We start from the raw sequence: 16,569 nt of genomic DNA, 5'->3' as shown, positions 1-16,569 counted from the left end.
GAACCCAGGATGGACGAGGTTTTGAAGAAACAAGACGCTGAACTCATGCAGCTGGTGACTTTCAGCATCGGCGAAGAGGAGTTCGGGGTCGACATCCTCAAGGTACAGGAGATCATCCGCATGATGGAGATCACCAAGGTGCCGCGAGCCCCCGAATTCGTCGAGGGTGTCATCAATCTTCGCGGCAAGGTCATCCCCATCATCGACCTGCGCAGGCGTTTCGGGCTTTCTGCGCGTGGGCACGATAAGCATACCCGGATCATCGTCATCGAGATCAACAACATGATCGTCGGTTTCGTCGTCGATTCGGTCTCCGAGGTGCTGCGGATTCCTTCGAGCACGGTGGAGCCGCCTCCGCCGGTGGTCTCGGGCATGGAGTCCGAATATATCAGCGGCGTGGGCAAGCTGGAAGACCGCCTGCTCATCCTACTCGACCTGGACCGCCTGCTCTCCCACGAGGAGAAGGAGTCCCTCACCGGCGTCTAGAACCGGTGCGCAACCCGAACCCGACGCCGCCGGGCCGAAACGGCCCGGCGGCTTTTCCACGTTAGGCCCATGGCCATCCAGATAAACCCCGTCCACGACATCCTCTCCGGCAGAACCCAGTCCGTAAGCGTCTACAAGAGCGGGCCGGGCAGCCTTGTGACCTTGTGCCGCGACATGCTGGCCAAGGGGCGCACCGTGGTCCTGGTGACCCCGGGCGCCGCCGACCTGGCCCAGATCTCGGCGCTTCTGCATCTTTTTTTCCCCGCATCGGATGAACCGGCCGTACTGAAGCCCTGGGCAGCCCTGCCGTCCTACATGCCGGGACTGCCCGGCCAGGCCTCCTGGGCCAAGCGCTGGGCCTTCCTGCACGCCTGCGCCGACTCTTCCAGACCCAAGATTCTGTGCATGAGCGTGGAGAACCTGCTGCCCAAGTGGCCGCCCTTGCAGGCCCTGGAGCACAACATCCTGGACATCCGGGCGGGGGAGGACCTCTCGCCCGAGATGATCCTGGAGCAGGCCGCCGCCTGGGGGTACCGCCGCATGGGCATGGCCTCCCAGTTGGGCGACCTGGCCCTGCGCGGCGACCTCATGGACATCTTCCCGCCGGGTTACGACCACCCCGTGCGCCTGGAGTTTTTCGGCGACACTGTGGAGAACATCCGCCTCTTCGACGCTGCCAGCCAGCGGTCGCTGGCCGACATCCGCGAGGTGTCCATCCTGCCCGTGGCTCCGGCCATCCTGGCCGAGCCGTTCCTCTCTCGCGCCAGGGCTGTCTGGGCCAAGCTTGCCCAGACCGGCGAACTCAGCCGCGCCACCCAGGCCCACCTGGAGGACATGCTCATCAAGGGCGACGGCAACATCTGGCCCGGGCTCTTCTACGACGCCCCCGCCACCCTGGAGAGCTGGCTGCCCAAGGATGCGGTGTTCGTGCTGGCCCAGTCCACCAGCCTGCGCCCCCGCCTGGAGGAGCAGGAATTCGGCTGGGTGACGGAGTTCGAAAAGCTTTCCTCCTCCCATGGCGTGTCCTGGCCCCGCCACCAGGTCCTCTGGCCTGAGGCCATGGCCCGGCGAGCCTGGCAGGGCAAGCCGCAGATCGTGTTCGAGGACATGGTAATCGGTCACGAAAAGCACGGCCAGGACCTGCCCGAGCGCAAGATCGAGAACTTCCAGGACCTCTTCTGGCGCCCCGACGAGGGCCGCCGCCCCTGGAGCACCCTGGTCGCGGCCATGAAGCAGTGGGAGGAGGAGCGCCGCCAGGTGCTTCTGTCCTTCCATTCCAAGCAGTCGCGGCGAAAGTTCCTGAAGCTTTGCGAGCACGAGGGCATCACCCTCACCCAGGATCCGGCCACCGGCAAGCCCGGCCTGCACGCCCTCATCTCGCCGTTGCGCCGGGGCATGGAACTCGGCTGGAACAACTGCCTCATCCTGCCCGAGGACGTCATCCAGCCGGGCAGCACCGCGTCCGCGCGCCCCAAGCCCGAAAAGGGCTTCAAGGGCATGACCGCCTTCGACGACGTCAATCCCGGCGACCTTCTGGTGCACCGCGACTACGGCCTGGCCCGCTTCGAGGGACTCTCGCGCCTCTCAGTTGACCAGGCCGCCAACGACTACCTGCTGCTCGTCTTCGATGGCGGGGACAAGCTCTACCTGCCCGTGGACCGCCTGAGCCTGGTGCAGCGCTACAAGGGCCCCGAGGGCACGGATCCGTCGCTTGACCGCCTGGGCGGCACGCGCTGGAAGTCCAGCCGCGAGAAGGCCAAGAAGGCCATCGAGAAGATCGCCCAGGATTTGGTGGAGATGTACGCCTACCGCCGCGTGGCCAAGGGCTACGCCTACGGGCCGGTGAGCGAGCTCTACTGGGAGTTCGAGGCCACCTTCGGCTTCGAGGAGACCCCGGACCAGGAGCGGGCCATTTCGGAAGTGCTCGATGACATGGAGCGCCCCGAGCCCATGGACCGCCTGGTCTGCGGCGATGTGGGCTTCGGCAAGACGGAGGTGGCCATGCGCGCCGCCTTCCGCGCCGTGCTGGACGGCAAGCAGGTGGCCCTGTTGTGCCCCACCACGGTCCTGGCCGAGCAGCACTACCAGAATTTCATGAAACGCCTGGAGGGGTTCCCCGTCAATGTGGGCATGCTCTCACGCTTCGTGCCCCCCAAACGGGCCAAGATGGTCACGGCGGCCGCGGCCAAGGGCGAGCTGGACATCCTGATCGGCACCCACCGCATGCTCTCCAAGGACGTGAGCTTTCCCCGCCTGGGGCTCATCATCCTGGACGAGGAGCAGCGCTTCGGGGTCAAGCACAAGGAGAAGCTCAAGGCCCTCAAGATGAACGTGGACGCGCTCACGCTCTCGGCCACGCCCATCCCGCGCACGCTCCAGCTCTCGCTCTCGGGCATCCGGGGGCTCTCGGTCATGGAGACTCCGCCCGCCGACCGCAAGGCCGTGGACACCGCCCTGGTGGACCGCGACGAGCGCATGCTGGCCAACATCGTGGCCCGGGAGCTCGAACGAGAGGGCCAGGTGTTCTGGGTGCACAACCGGGTGCAGAGCCTGCCCCAGGTGACGGACTTCGTGCGCAAGCTGGCCCCGGGCGCGCGCATCGCCGTTGCCCACGGCCAGATGAACGAGAAGGAGCTGGAAGAGTCCATGCACAAGTTCTGGCACGGCGAGATCGACGTGCTGGTGTGCACGGCCATCATCGAGTCCGGCCTGGACTTCCCCCGCGCCAATACCCTCATCGTGGACAACGCCCAGATGTTCGGGCTGGGACAGCTCTACCAGCTGCGCGGCCGAGTGGGGCGCTCGGACCGCCAAGCCTACGCCTATTTCGTGGTGCCCTCCATCGACCACATCCCAGAGCTTGCCCGCAAGCGCCTCCAGGTCATCCTGGACATGGACTACCTGGGCGCGGGCTTCCAGATCGCCATGGAGGATCTGCGCCTGCGCGGCGCTGGCAACATCCTGGGCGAGGCCCAGTCCGGGCACATCGCCAAGATCGGCCTGGACCTGTTCCTGGAAATGCTCGACGAGGAAGTGCGCCGGGTCAAGGGCGAGCCCGCCCGTGAAGAGGTGGAGACCGAACTCAACCTGAGCGTGCCCGCGCGCATCCCTGAGCAGTACGTGCCCGACTCCAAGGAGCGACTGCGCCTCTATAAAAACCTCACAGCGGCCCAGACCGAGGCCGGACTGGCCGAGGCCATGGCCGACATCAAGGACCGCTTCGGCCATGCCCCTGAGGAGCTGGAGAACTTCGCCGCCGTGCTGGCCTTGAAGCGCGTGCTCACCAAGCTCGGCGTGCGCCGGGCGGACATCCACGCCGCCAAGGTGGCCCTCACCTGGGACGAGGGGGCCAAGGCCGTGTCGCCCGAGGCGCTCATCGCCTGGATCACTCCCAGGCAGCCCCAGGCCAAGCTCCTGCCCCCCGCCAAACTGGAATTCAGGCTCGACCAGGGTGCGCCGCTGCGCAAGGCCCTGGAACAGGCCACGGCCGAACTGGCCAAGCTGGTCGCATGAAGTTCGTTCTTGCACTTCTGATGGCGCTGTGCCTCTCGGCCTGCCAGGACGACCCCCTGGAAAAGGGGCTGGCGGCCAAAGTCAACGGAAAGCCCATCGACCTGAAGATCCTGGAGTTCGCCCAGGGCCTCAAGGTGTCCACCGCCTCGGCCGTGCCGGGCGAGGCCATGTCACGCCTCCGGGATGAGTACGGCGAAACCCTGGCCGGGCTCATCGTGGAGGAACTGGTCTTCCAGGAACTGGAAAAGCGCGGCATCGAGGTGGGCGAGGCCGATCTCAAGAACGCCGAAACCGCGGTACGCGCCGGGTATCCTGGCCGCACCTTCGAGGAAACCCTCCGGGAAGAGGGGCTGGACCTGGACGTCTGGCGTGAACGGCTGCGGGCCAGGGTGGGCATGGACGTCTTCGTGGCGCGCGTGCTCCGGCCCAGGGTCTCCATCGCCTCCTGGGAGGTGCAGCAATACTACAAGACCCACGCCCAGGAATTCGCCCAGCCTGCCCGGGTGCGCTATATCAAGGTTGAGTCCAAGACCGCCGACGCCCTGAAGAAGGCCCTGGACTCCGCCAGGAAGGCCCCGGATCCGGCCGGCATGCTCACCGTGTTCGAGGACGTGGCCATGGACATCCAGGCCCTGCCCGAGGAATCGCTCCCAGTCCGGACGCGCGAAATGCTCAAGGGCGTCCAGCCCGGGCAGGCGAGCCCGGTGACGCAGGGGGGGATGGGCTTCCAGGCCTATCTTGTGCTGGAGCGCTCCGAGTCCAAGGTGGAAGGGCTCGTGCAGGTCTACCCGCTGGTGGAAAAGCGCCTGTCGGAAGCCAAACTCGCCCAGGAGTTCTCCCTCTGGCTGGCCCAGGCCCTGGAACGGTCGGTAATCGCCATCAGTCCGGGGCTTGTTCCCGAAAAAGCGAAGCCCTGATCACGGGTTTCGTTGCAAGGTTTCAAAAAAGCGCATACAAGGGCCTCGCCGTAAGGCCGGGCGTTGCCCGCCAACCCGCCTCCGTGGAGGATGCCATTGTCCGCCGTGTCCCGATTCATCATTGCCGCAGCCGTGTTTCTTTCCTTGGCCACCTCGTCCTTCGCCGCCCAACAGGTGGTGGACAAGATCGTGGCCCAGGTCAACGGTGAGATGATCACCCTGTTCGACCTCAATGAAAGGGTGCGTGGTTACATCACGCAGGTCGAAAAAAAGGCTTACAACCCGGATAGCCCGGGCTTCAAGGAGATCCAGGATCGCATCCTGCGCACCATGATCGAGGACATCCTGCTCAAGCAGGAAGGTGTCCGGCTCAAGGTCAACATCTCGGACACCGAGGTGGATTCGCGTATCCGAGAGATGCGTGAAAAGGCTGGCCTGAGCGAGGAGAACTTCACCCAGCAGCTCAGGGTCGAAGGACTGACCCGCAAGCAGCTGGCCGAGAGCCTCAAGAAGGACATGCTCAAGAAGCAGATCCTGGGTTACATGGTGCAGCGCAAGGTCGTGGTGACCGAGGATGAGATCAAGAGCTTCTACGACGCCAACAAGGGGTCCCTGCGAGTCGAATCGGGACAGCGTATCGGCCTGATCATGGTCGCCAAGATGGACGAGGCCAAAGCGCTCAGGCAGCGCATCCTCTCCGGCCAGATCGCCTTTCCCGATGCCGCCCGCAAGTTCTCCATCGGGCCCGGCGCGGACCAGGGCGGCGACCTGGGCAAGGTCGAACTCAAGGACCTGGCCCCCGAACTGCGCCAGGCCCTGGAAAACGTGAAACCCGGCGGGGTGAGCGAGCCCGTGCTGCTCGACGGCAAGCCCGTGCTGCTCACCATCGGGGGCGACTCCGGACAGGCCGCTGCCAAATCCGGCGGCGCTCCGGATTTCGAGGCCGTGAAGGACTCCATTTACGAGCGCCTTTATCGTGAAAAACTCGAGAAACAGTTCACCGAATACATGGACAAGCTGCGCGCCAAGTCCGTCATCAAAGTGAACCTCTGATTCGTCTCACCTTCGGAAGGTACATGATGACCCTCGAGGAAATGGGCGCTCTTTTGCGCCAAGAGCGGGAACGCCAAGGGATAAGCCTGGAGAAGGCCGCCACCGAGATCAAGATCAGCAAGAAGTACCTGGTCGCGCTCGAGGAAGGCTACACCAAGGATTTGCCCCATCCGGTCTACGCCAAGGGCTTCGTCAAGAACTACGCCCGCCTGCTCGGTCTCGACCCCGAGGAGATGGGTGCGGTGCTCTCCAATCATTACGCCGTGGACGACGACCAGCTCCGGGAGACCCACCGGACGGAGATCCGCGAGCCCGTGGCCGCCATCAAACCCCGCAAGGAACGCCGCGATCGCGGATCGTCCATGGGGGCGTCGTCCGGCTCCTCCGGGTTCAGGCCCTCCTTGTGGCTTGGACTGCCCCTGCTGCTCGTCTTCGGCGGCTTGGTCTGGTACTTTTTCTTCTCAAGCGCCGGCAAGAGCTTCAACATCGAGGAGATGACCGGGTTCCTGAAATCCAAACTGGAGAGCCAGGCCCCCGAAGCACCCCAGCCGTCCAAGGCCCAGCAGGGCAAGACGGACGCCAAGTCCGCGCCCGCAAAGCCTGAGCCCAAGCCCGAGCCCAAGGCCGAATCCAAGCCGGAGGCCAAGCCCGAGCCCGCCCAGGCCTCCGCGCCGGAACCGGCTCCGCTCGTCCCTCGCGACCTGTTGGCCACCACTCCGGGGTCCGGCGGCGTGAAGCCCGCTCCCGCCCCGGCGCAGCAGCCGTCAGCCGACCAGGACATCACCCCGGAGAAGCTGGCCGCCGAGGCCCAGTTCGCCGCAAGCGGCAAGCAGGTGGTGGAGATCAACGCCAGCCAGCCGGCCACCCTCGAGGTTTCAACCGAGGACGGCCAGAAGCGCTCCTTCACCCTGGTGAAGGGCCAGCGCCTCACCCTACGCTTCGATGACAAGGTGGGCGTGCGCTTCCAGCAGGCCCCTTCGGTTGACGTGAAGCTGAACGGCAAGGCCTATCCGCTGGAAGGCGGCAAGGCGGAGGGGCGCAGCATCCAGTTCCCCTAGCCGTGCTCCTGCGGGAGTTCGCTTGCGCGGATTTCCGGCCTGACACGCGTAAATCATGAACTCGTTCCTGGATGAGGCCGTCGCGCCTCCCAGGAATGCCACACCGGGTCCCCATGGAGTCCACCGAAAAAGCCCTGGTGCTCAAGGTCGGACGCTTCCGCGAAGTCGATGCCTGGGTACGCCTGTTCTCGCCCCGCAAGGGAATATTCAATGCCTTCGCGTTCGGCGGCTCCGTGAGCCGCCGCCGCTTTTTGGGCTGCCTGGACCCGTTCAACCTGGTGGCCTTCAAGGTGCGCACCGATTCGGCCAAGGGCTACACCTACCTGCTGGAAGGCTCGCTCATCGCCTCCCACCCCAGGCTGCGCCAGGACACCGAGCGCCTGGGCATGGCCGTAAACTGCGTGAAGTTTCTCGAGGCGGCCCACCTGGGGCCGTCCGGGTCCGATGCCGCCTTCAGCCTGCTCCTGGAAACCCTGGCCGCCCTGGAGGAGAGCGAGGAACCGCCGCGGATGATGCCGCTGTATTTCCGGGCGCGCATGGCCTTCGACCAGGGATTCGCCCTTCAGCTCGACGCCTGCGCCCGCTGCGGAGTCGACCTGACGGCCTCGGGTGACGCGCAGCTCCTGGTGGAGCAGGGAAGGCTGCACTGCATGGACTGCCGCCGCTGGGGACACGGGGCCAGCGTCCATCTCGGGCGCGAGGCGCTTCTCGTGCTGCGGGCGGTGTCCGTGCTTCCCCCCGCCGGATGGGCGGACATCCCCGTGACCGGGCAGGCCCGCATGGAGTGCGGGCGCGCCCTGGACCTGTTCGTGGAGTATCACCTGGGCTTGACCTGGGACCACGGCTCGTTTAGGCGCATCTGACGCCTTTTACTCCGAGGAGTTCTCATGCACTTTCAAGACGTCATTCTCACCCTGCAGAGCTACTGGGCCAAGCAGGGGTGCCTGATCGTCCAGCCCTACGACCTTGAAGTGGGCGCGGGGACCTTCAACCCCTCCACCTTCTTTAGGGTCATCGGCCCCGAGCCCTGGCGCGTGGCCTACGTGGAGCCCTCCCGCCGCCCCACCGACGGGCGTTACGGCGAGAATCCCAACCGCCTGCAGCACTACTACCAGTTCCAGGTGATCCTGAAGCCTTCGCCCGACAACGTGCAGAGCCTCTATCTGGAGAGCCTGCGCGCCCTGGGCGTTCCCCCCGAGGCCCACGACATCCGCTTCGTGGAGGACGACTGGGAATCCCCCACCCTGGGCGCTTCCGGCCTCGGCTGGGAAGTGTGGCTGAACGGCATGGAAGTCACGCAGTTCACCTACTTCCAGCAGATCGGCGGCATCGAGCTCTCGCCGGTGGCCGTTGAGATCACCTATGGCCTGGAGCGCATCTCCATGTACCTGCAGGAGAAGGAGTCCGTGTACGACCTCTCCTGGAACGACAAGGTCACCTACGGCCAGGTGCACCACCAGGGCGAAGTGGAGCACTCCAAGTATAATTTCGAGCTGTCCGACCCGGACATGCTGCTTTCCTTCTTCAACGCCTGCGAAGCCGAGTGCAAGCGCCTGTGCGAGGCGGGGCTTCCCTGGCCCGCCTACGACTACTGCCTGCGCTGCTCGCATACCTTCAACATGCTCCAGGCCAGGGGGGCCATCTCCATCACCGAACGCACCGGCTACATCGCCCGCGTGCGCGCCCTGGCCTCGTCGCTTGCCCGGCTCTACGCCGCCCAGCGCCGCGACATGGAATACCCCCTTCTCAAAAGCTAAAGGACGCCATCCATGCCCGCCTTTCTACTGGAAATCGGCTTCGAGGAAATGCCCTCGCGCTTCCTGGCCTCCCTCACCGGGGAGCTGCGCCAGGGACTCGCCGGGCTTCTGGAGCAGAACAAACTGGGATTCGTCGAGGTCAAGGCCTGGGCCACCCCGCGCCGCCTGACCGCGCTGGTGGAAGGTCTGGACGCCGTGCAGCGCCGCGAGGAAGAGGTCGTCACCGGTCCGCCCGTGAAGGCCGCCTACGACGCCTCCGGCAACCCCACCCCTGCCGCCCTCGGGTTCGCCAAGGGCCAGGGCGCGCAGATGTCCGACGTGTTCACCGTGGACACCCCAAAGGGCCAGTACCTCGCCGTGCGCAAGGCCACAGGCGGGACCGAGGCCGCCGCGCTCCTGCCCGGCATCTGCGCCGCCGTGTTCAAGTCCTTCAACTTCCCCAAGAAGATGCACTGGGGCAGCCTCGACTACACCTTCGGCCGCCCCATCCGCTGGATCGTGGCCTTGCTGGATAACGAGGTCATCCCCTTCGAGGTGGCCACCGTGGCCTCCGGGCGCGCCACCTACGGCCACCGGGTCATGGGGGCCGGCCCCTGGGAACTGGCCACTGTGGCCGACTATTTCCCTACTCTTGAGAGCAAGGGCTGCGTGACCCTGGACCCCGAGGTCCGTCGCGCATCCATCGTCAAGCAGTGCGAGGAGGCCTCCGCCTCTGCCGGGGGCAGGGCCATCATCGGCGAGCGCTTGCTGGAGGAAGTCTGCGGACTGGTGGAATACCCGCTGGTGATCCTGGGCAATTTCGACAAGCGCTATCTCGAACTGCCCAGGCAGGTGCTGCTCACCAGCATGGAGAGCCACCAGAAGAGCTTCGGCGTGGAGGACGACAAGGGCCGCCTGCTGCCGCACTTCCTGACCACGGCAGGGCTCAAGCCCACCGACGTGGCCCTGGTGCGCAAGGGCTGGGAGCGCGTGCTCAAGGCTCGCCTGGAGGACGCCCGCTTCTTCTGGGAGACCGATCTGGCCTCCAGCTTCGACACTTGGCTTAACAAGCTCGACAACGTCACCTTCCTGGCTCCGCTCGGGTCCATGGGGAGCAAGACCCGGCGCATCGAGGCCCTGTGCGGCAAGCTGGCCGAACTGGCCGCCCCCTCCATCATGCTGGACCTCTGCCAGGCCGGACGGCTTTCCAAGGCCGATCTGGTGTCCGAGATGGTGGGTGAATTCGCCGACCTCCAGGGCGTCATGGGTGGCGTCTACGCCCGCAAGAAGGGCGAGAACGAGCAGGTTGCCCAGGCCATTTCCGAGCAGTACCTGCCGCTCGGCCCCGACAGCCCCGTGCCCGCGAGCTTGGCCGGAGCGCTCCTGTCCGTCGCCGACAAGATCGACACCCTGGCTGGATGCTTCGGCCTGGAGATGATCCCCACCGGCGCGGCCGACCCCTACGCCCTGCGCCGCCAGGTGCTGGGCATCTGCCGTACCGTCATCGAGCACGGCCTGCGCCTGAATCTGGAAGCCCTCGTGGACGCGGCTTTCGCGGGCTACTCCGGTGTGGCCTGGAAGCTCAACCCCGCCGAGGCAAAGACCAAGCTGGTGGAGTTCTTCGGATCGCGCCTCAAGGCCTGGTACCAGGGCAAGGGCGTGCGCCCGCAGGTGGTGGAAGCCGCCATGGGCGCGGGCTTCACCGACGTCTGGGCTCTGGACGCCCGCGTGGCCGCCCTGGTGCGTTTCAGCGAGGGCGTGGGTTTTGACCAGGCCGTGCTGGCCTTCAAACGCGCGGCCAACATCATCCGCAAGCAGGCCGCCGAACTCACGCTGACCGGTTCCGTGGACAAGGCGTCCCTGGTTGAGCCTGCCGAATTGGCCTTGGCCGACACCCTGGCCGCCACGGCCTCCCGCTTCGAGGAGCTGTGGGCCGCCGACGACTTCGACGCCCTGTTCGGTTTGCTTGGCGAACTGCGTCCGGCCGTGGACGCGTTCTTCGACAACGTCATGGTGATGTGCGACGACGAGACCTTGAAGATGAGCCGCCTCAATCTGCTGAAATCGCTGGTGGACCGCCTGGGACGCCTGGCGGACTTCGCCGCGCTGCAGGTGTAGGGCGCAGGGGATTCGCCGTGGGGGAGGCCTCCGGCGGCCAACGGGACAAAGTCCCTTTGGAATCCCGTATCGGGTATGGTTTGCTTCCGGTACGTCCGGCATCGCGCGAATGGTTGACGCGGGCCGGATGCGGAAGCGTATGGAGAATTGCCGGTTTGATGGCCGTTTTGCCAACTGGATGCTTGACAGGGTTGGCGTTCGCGTCTATCAAGTCCGTCTTTGAACTTGCTTTGAGGAGGGAGATCCCTTGGCCAATCATAAGTCCGCGCTGAAAAGGCACCGTCAGAGCCTCGTTGCCCGCGCCCGCAACCGTTCCGCTAAGACCCAGGTGAAGAACGTCATCAAGGCCGTGCGCGCCGCCATCGACCAGAAGGACGCCGCCGCTGCCACCGCCGCTCTGAAGGAAGCCACCGCCGTCCTCGACAGCGCCGCCTCCAAGAAGATCATTCACTGGAAGACCGCCGCTCGCAAGGTCTCCCGGCTGAATCTGGCCGTCAACAAGATCGGCGCCTAGCTGGTCTGGACGATTGTTCCCAAGCCCGCCGGCCCTGGGCCGCGCGGGCTTTTCGTTTTGCCTGCGGGATGCCGGGGAGGGAAGAGGATGATGCCTCCGGCGGCCAAAGGGACAAGTCCCTTTGGAATCACCAATAGCTTCGCGAGCTTTACCGGCATGCCGGTAAAGCTCGCGAAGCTCATTGAGGGGTAAGGCGGGATCATCCCCCTGGCGGGTGCAGGGCGGAGCCCTGCCGGGGTCTGGGGCGGAGCCCCAGGTCATCTCCACTACGTCCCACCGGCTTCGTGCTGTAGGTCCTGGATGAGTTCCTGGAGCTTGTGGGCCTGTCCCGCCAGTTCGGCCACTGCCGTGGCCGCTTCGTTCATGATGCGCGACGTGTCGGCGGAGATGGCGTTCACCTGCTCGATGGAGCGGCTGATCTCCTCGCTGGCGGCTGACTGTTCTTCGGAGGCGGTGGCTATGGAGCGCACCTGATCCGAGGTCGATCCAACCAGCCCGACGATTTCACTGAGCGCCTGGCCTGATTTTCCCGCGAGCCCGGCCGCGTCGCCGATGAGGGCCACGGAGCGTTCCACGTTCTCCACGTTTCGCCTGGCGCTTTGCTGGATGGAGGTGATGGCGTCGCCCACTTCGCGGGTGGCGGTCATGGTCTTTTCGGCGAGCTTTCTCACCTCGTCGGCCACCACGGCGAAGCCGCGCCCCGCGTCCCCTGCGCGGGCGGCTTCGATGGCCGCGTTCAGGGCCAGCAGGTTGGTCTGGTCCGCGATGTCCGATATGACAGTGAGCACCCGTCCGATGTCCTCGGCCTGTTTGCCCAGTTGGCGCATGTCCTGCTTGAGCTGGTCCGACTGGGCCTGAACCTGTCTCATGCCCGCCAGCACGTCGCTGACAACTTGCGACCCCGATTCCGCCTGGGTCCGGGCCGAATCGGACGTCTCGGCGGCCATGGCCGCGTTCTTGGCCACCTCCAGGACCGTGGCGGTCATCTCATCCATGGCCGTGGCCGTTTCCGCTATGCGGTCCGCCTGGGAGTGGGCTCCCCTGTTCGAGTTCTCGATCTGTTCCGTGAGCTGGTCCGAGGCCGCGCCCAGCACACCCACGATGGACTCGAGGCGGCCGGCAGCCTGCAGCATGCCTTCGCTCTTGGCCTGCTCGGCCTGGCACTTGGCCGCCTCGGCTTCGCGCGAGGCCAGTTCGGCTGCCTCGGCCTTCTGTTCCGCTTCCCGGGTTTTAGCGGTGATCTTTTCAATGCTTTCGCGCAGGGTGCCTGACATGGAGTTCAGCGCCCGGGCGAGCTTGGAAGCTTCATCCCGCCCGGCCTCGTCGACGCGGATGTCGTAGTTGCCCTCGGCCACCTGTTGCGCCGCGTCGGTGGCCAGCGCGATGGGCCGGGTGATGCTGCGCACGACGAAATAGGTGGATGGCAGAACCAATAACAGGATCGCGAGGCAGACGCAGACGAGAACAGTGGTCGTGTTCTTTCGGATCACACTCGTTATGACATCCCCGATGCGGGCCTTTTCCGCGTCGATGTTGTCGATGTACACGCCTGTTCCGACCCAATAAGGAGTGTCCGGGATGGTTGTTGCGAACGACAGCTTGGGCTGGTCTCCTTTGCCGGGCTTGGGGAAGGTATATTCGACGAATCCACCGCCTTGCTTGGCTTTCTGCTGCATCTCGTTGGTGAAGTAGACGTTGTTCCTGTCCTTGACGTCGGACATGTCCTTCCCCTGGAGTGCCGCGTTGACCGGGTGAACCCGGATGGTGTTGCCTTCGTTGATGAAGAGATACCCGGATTTGTCCTCTTCGTAGCGGAACGTCGAGATGGCCTTGCGCAGGAAGTCGAGCTGCTGCTCCTTGGGGACGGACTGCAAGAGCTGTCCGAAGGTTTCGGCCGCCCCCCGCGTGGCCACTTCGATTTTGGCTTTCTGGGCGTCGAGCATCATCACGCCGACCTCTGTGAGGATGAGATCGCGGATCCTGTCCGCACCGAAGAGGAATCCGCCTACCGTGGCTATCAGGAAGAACGCAAGGCCAAGGAGCGACAGGTATATGCGGGTGGAGATGGACAACGAACGCAGCATGGGAACCTCCGGGAAACAGTCCTCCTTTCTCTAGAACACAGTCTGGATGCCGTGCCAAGCCGGAAGTGGAAATGCCGGACAGGTGCGCGCGGAAGCCTCTCTCCGGCCGTGAAGAGTGCGGCCTGGGGGAGGCGAAGGCGTGTGGGACGACGGCGAAGCGCGCCGCGCTCATGAGCAGATGCGCGCCGACGTACAGGATGCGAAGGCTCGGCTGCCTCGGTGGAAAGTGTCAGGAGGTCTTCAGAATCGCGGCCATCTGGGCCTTGAAGAGCGTGCTGCCGCCCATGGCCGGGTGGCGCACCGTGGTGAACTCGAGACCGGGGTAGAGCTTGCGCAGGGACTGCTCGGCCTTCTTGCCCACGGCTACTACGGCGCTGGGCGTGAAGATGTCCAGAATGGCGGTGAGGAAGGGCTCGCCCATCTCGAGTTCGGCGTTGGTGGGCGTGCGGTTGGAGCGCGGCTTGCCGGGCTGGTGCGGGTGGAAGGGCAGGGCGTTCCAGAGCAGCGGGACGATGCCGTGGGCGTCGGCCACGCCCCACACGTAGCGCCCGCTCTGCTCAAAGATCTCCCCCTGGCGGAACATCCGCTCCCGGTGGGAGGCGAAGAAGGCGTTCGGGCAGTCGCGCAAGGTTTCCGGGCTGGTGAAGGGCATGCCGGTAAGCGCACAGCCCCGGTGTCCGGCGGCCTCGCCGATCAGGGCCAGGGGCGCGGGGCGCGCCGCGAGAAAATTCAGATACAGCTTGAGATTGCCCGCGAGCCGCGAGTCCGCGAAGGGGTTTCCCAGGGACCGGGTGGCTGGGACAGCCGCGAGGCGGGCGAGCAGGGCGTCGATGGAGGCGGTTTTGGTCATGGCCTAAAAAAAGCCCCGGGGCGCAAAGCCCCGGGGCCGTGATGGCATGGCTTGGAACTAGGCCAGCTGAGAGAGCAGCTTGTCCTTGATGTCCCCGATGGAGCCTTCGCCGTTCAGTTCAATGTACTTGCTCACGCCCTTGGCTGCCAGGTCCTTGAAGAAGTAGGCGGCGGCCAGGGTGCCGGTCTTGGTGTCGTAGTAGATGTCGTGGCGCTTGCCGATGGCGCCCTCGTCCTGGTCGTCGGCGCGGGCGGAGAGATCGCCGCCGCAGACCCGGCACTTGTCGCCGTTGGGCTTGATGGCGTCGATGAAGATATTGTTGGGGTGGTTGTTGTCGTTCTTGCAGAGGCGGCGGCCCATGATGCGGTTCTTGGCCACTTCGCGGGGCAGCAGGATCTCGATGACGTAGTCGAGCTTCACGTTCGCGGCCTGCAGGGCTTCCCAGAGCTTCTGGGCCTGCACGATGCTGCGGGGGAAGCCGTCGAGGAGCCAGCCGCTGCCGCCCTTGGACTTCAGGGTCTCAAGCACCATGGGGATGGTGATGTCGTCGGGCACGAGGTCGCCGCGGTCGATGTACGCCTTGGCCTTCTTGCCCAGCTCGGTGCCGCCGCCGATGTGCTCGCGGAAGATGCCGCCGGACTCGATGTGAGCCAGGTTGTACTTGTCTTTCACCAGGGAACCCTGGGTTCCCTTACCGCTGCCGTTGGGCCCGAAGATCAGGATATTCACGCGCCGCCTCCTTGTATAAAAAATAACAATCGGGAATCTCTACCCCCCGGACCCCGAAGTGTCAACGCCGGGTTCCGGTCCGGGTTGGAAGCGGATGCCGCCGCGTTCCACATGGGCCTCTTTGCCGCCCGGAAACTGAAAGCGCTTTCCTGTCGCACGGTTGCGCCAGGCTTCGTCCAGGCCGTGCAGGGCGGCGGAGAGGGGTTGCCCGGGGCCCAGGGCCTCCACGGCCCGCTTGTAGAGGCGCAGCCGCAGGGCCTGGCTCGATGCCCGCAGGATGGCGTCGTCCAGAAAGCTCCAACCTGGGCCTCCAGCCTGTGGTGTGGCCTTCAACACCTCTTCATTCCAGTGGTTTTCGTCCATCCTGGCCTGCCTCCAGAGCTCGGCCGCGCTGCCGAGATAGTCCGGATTTTCACGAGCCATGAGCGGAAGGATGTTCAGGCGCACCCGGTTGCGGGTAAAGTCGTGGTCTGCGTTGCTCGCGTCCTCGCGCCAGGACAGGCCGGACTCCGCCAGCAGGCGGCGCAGGTCCGCCTTGGGGGTGAGGAGCAGGGGGCGCAGCACATGCCTGCGCGGGTCCCAGGCGGGCATGCCGCCCAGGGCGGGCCAGCCGGCCCCCCGGATCAGGCGCATGAGCTGGTCCGCGGCCAGGTCGTCCAGATGATGGGCGCAGCTCACGGCGCAGGCCCCGGCGTTATGGCGGATTTCCTCGAGCCAGGCGTAGCGCGCCCGGCGTCCCGCGTCCTCGATGCCGGTCTTCCAATCGGCGGCAAGGGCCTTCACGTCCCGGGAGGCATCGTCCAGGGGGATGCCCAGCTCCCCGCAGAGGGAGCGGCAGAAGAGGGCGTCGCCGCCTGATTCCGGACGAAGCAGGTGGTCTAGGTGCGCGGCCCGCAGGCGAACGCCCAGGCGGGGGGCGAGAAGCTTTGCGATCACGGCCATGGCCGTGGAGTCCAGGCCGCCAGATACGGCCAGCACGAGCGTGCCGCCTTCCAGGCCCTGCGGGCCCAGTTCCCTGATGAAGGCTTCCGTGCGCAGGCACAGACGCGCCCCCCAGGGAGTCAGGTCACTCAAGCCCGCCGGGATCGGCATGGGATCAGACGAGGCCCCGCTCCAGGAAGTAGCTGGCGTAGAGCTGGTCGAAGCCGGTGACGTGCACTTTGAGCCAGTCCATGAGGTAGTCGAAGAGGTCTTCGGGGAGGTCGGCCTTGCCGCCCAGGTAGTCGAGCTCCACGTGGAGGAGCTTTTCGATGAACGCCTCGTGCTGCGCTGCGTGGGCCGGAAGGCCGGGGAAGCCGTACTTGCGCATCAGGCGCTCTTCGGTGGTGAAATGCTCACGCACGTAGGCGTTGAGCTCCTTGATGACCCCTCCGAGGACGTCCTTGCCGTGGCCCTCGGCCAGGGCCGTTTCCAGCTCCGCGATGAGCGCCACCAGCTGGCGGTGCTGCAGGTCGATTTCCTGGATGTTTACGGAAAGCTCTTCGGACCACTGGACTTTGGCCATGGGGCAC

14 protein-coding genes are annotated in these 16,569 nt (G+C 65.5%); 9 read left to right on the top strand and 5 right to left on the bottom strand.

Going from position 1 to position 16,569, the window contains the following annotated elements; genetic code table 11:
- The first annotated feature begins 9 nt into the window (after positions 1 to 9).
- The 9 genes from ML540_RS17355 to rpsT all read left to right on the top strand — a co-directional run bounded on the left by ML540_RS17355 (position 10) and on the right by rpsT (position 11,395).
- Positions 10 to 486, top strand: coding sequence for a chemotaxis protein CheW (locus ML540_RS17355; protein ID WP_243364534.1), 477 nt, complete (start codon positions 10 to 12; stop codon positions 484 to 486).
- A gap of 69 nt (positions 487 to 555) precedes the next feature.
- Positions 556 to 3,999 carry a transcription-repair coupling factor gene (mfd, locus tag ML540_RS17350; protein WP_243364533.1) on the top strand — a complete coding sequence of 1,148 codons (3,444 nt, stop codon included), beginning with the start codon at positions 556 to 558 and terminating at the stop codon, positions 3,997 to 3,999.
- A complete protein-coding gene (locus tag ML540_RS17345; protein ID WP_243364532.1) occupies positions 3,996 to 4,916 on the top strand; it encodes a peptidylprolyl isomerase in 921 nt (306 codons plus the stop codon). The genes mfd and ML540_RS17345 overlap by 4 nt, the downstream gene beginning before the upstream one ends.
- Positions 4,917 to 5,021: 105 nt before the next feature.
- On the top strand, positions 5,022 to 5,969 hold the full coding sequence (locus ML540_RS17340) for a SurA N-terminal domain-containing protein (RefSeq protein ID WP_243364530.1): 948 nt from the start codon (positions 5,022 to 5,024) through the stop codon (positions 5,967 to 5,969).
- A gap of 23 nt (positions 5,970 to 5,992) precedes the next feature.
- Positions 5,993 to 7,027, top strand: a complete 1,035-nt coding sequence (locus tag ML540_RS17335) for a helix-turn-helix domain-containing protein (RefSeq protein ID WP_243364528.1) — start codon at positions 5,993 to 5,995, stop codon at positions 7,025 to 7,027.
- A 113-nt stretch (positions 7,028 to 7,140) separates the two neighbouring features.
- On the top strand, positions 7,141 to 7,890 hold the full coding sequence (gene recO, locus ML540_RS17330; RefSeq protein WP_243364527.1) for a DNA repair protein RecO: 750 nt from the start codon (positions 7,141 to 7,143) through the stop codon (positions 7,888 to 7,890).
- A 24-nt stretch (positions 7,891 to 7,914) separates the two neighbouring features.
- Complete coding sequence (gene glyQ, locus ML540_RS17325; protein WP_243364526.1) at positions 7,915 to 8,784, top strand: glycine--tRNA ligase subunit alpha; 870 nt, start codon at positions 7,915 to 7,917, stop codon at positions 8,782 to 8,784.
- 12 nt (positions 8,785 to 8,796) lie between these two features.
- Positions 8,797 to 10,881 carry a glycine--tRNA ligase subunit beta gene (gene glyS / locus ML540_RS17320; RefSeq protein ID WP_243364525.1) on the top strand — a complete coding sequence of 695 codons (2,085 nt, stop codon included), beginning with the start codon at positions 8,797 to 8,799 and terminating at the stop codon, positions 10,879 to 10,881.
- A gap of 247 nt (positions 10,882 to 11,128) precedes the next feature.
- Positions 11,129 to 11,395, top strand: coding sequence for a 30S ribosomal protein S20 (rpsT, locus tag ML540_RS17315; protein ID WP_243364524.1), 267 nt, complete (start codon positions 11,129 to 11,131; stop codon positions 11,393 to 11,395).
- 266 nt (positions 11,396 to 11,661) lie between these two features.
- On the opposite strand, the gene ML540_RS17310 is transcribed toward rpsT, so the two are convergent.
- The 5 genes from ML540_RS17310 to ML540_RS17290 form a co-directional block, all read right to left on the bottom strand.
- Positions 11,662 to 13,479 (bottom strand): methyl-accepting chemotaxis protein, encoded by a 1,818-nt coding sequence (locus ML540_RS17310; RefSeq protein ID WP_243364523.1) that lies wholly within the window; start codon positions 13,477 to 13,479, stop codon positions 11,662 to 11,664.
- A gap of 229 nt (positions 13,480 to 13,708) precedes the next feature.
- Entirely contained in the window at positions 13,709 to 14,329 is a 621-nt protein-coding gene (locus tag ML540_RS17305) for a uracil-DNA glycosylase (protein ID WP_243364521.1), read from the bottom strand.
- Positions 14,330 to 14,386: 57 nt separating this feature from the next.
- Complete coding sequence (locus ML540_RS17300) at positions 14,387 to 15,058, bottom strand: adenylate kinase (protein ID WP_243364511.1); 672 nt, start codon at positions 15,056 to 15,058, stop codon at positions 14,387 to 14,389.
- 39 nt (positions 15,059 to 15,097) lie between these two features.
- On the bottom strand, positions 15,098 to 16,132 hold the full coding sequence (tilS, locus tag ML540_RS17295; RefSeq protein WP_243364501.1) for a tRNA lysidine(34) synthetase TilS: 1,035 nt from the start codon (positions 16,130 to 16,132) through the stop codon (positions 15,098 to 15,100).
- Between the two features lie 22 nt (positions 16,133 to 16,154).
- Positions 16,155 to 16,562 carry a bacteriohemerythrin gene (locus tag ML540_RS17290; protein WP_243364492.1) on the bottom strand — a complete coding sequence of 136 codons (408 nt, stop codon included), beginning with the start codon at positions 16,560 to 16,562 and terminating at the stop codon, positions 16,155 to 16,157.
- Between the last annotated feature and the right edge of the window lie 7 nt (positions 16,563 to 16,569).

This window comes from Fundidesulfovibrio terrae, assembly GCF_022808915.1.
Taxonomy (GTDB): domain Bacteria; phylum Desulfobacterota; class Desulfovibrionia; order Desulfovibrionales; family Desulfovibrionaceae; genus Fundidesulfovibrio; species Fundidesulfovibrio terrae.
Note: the sequence above shows the minus strand (reverse complement) of the source record. Positions and strands in the feature narration are given on the sequence as shown.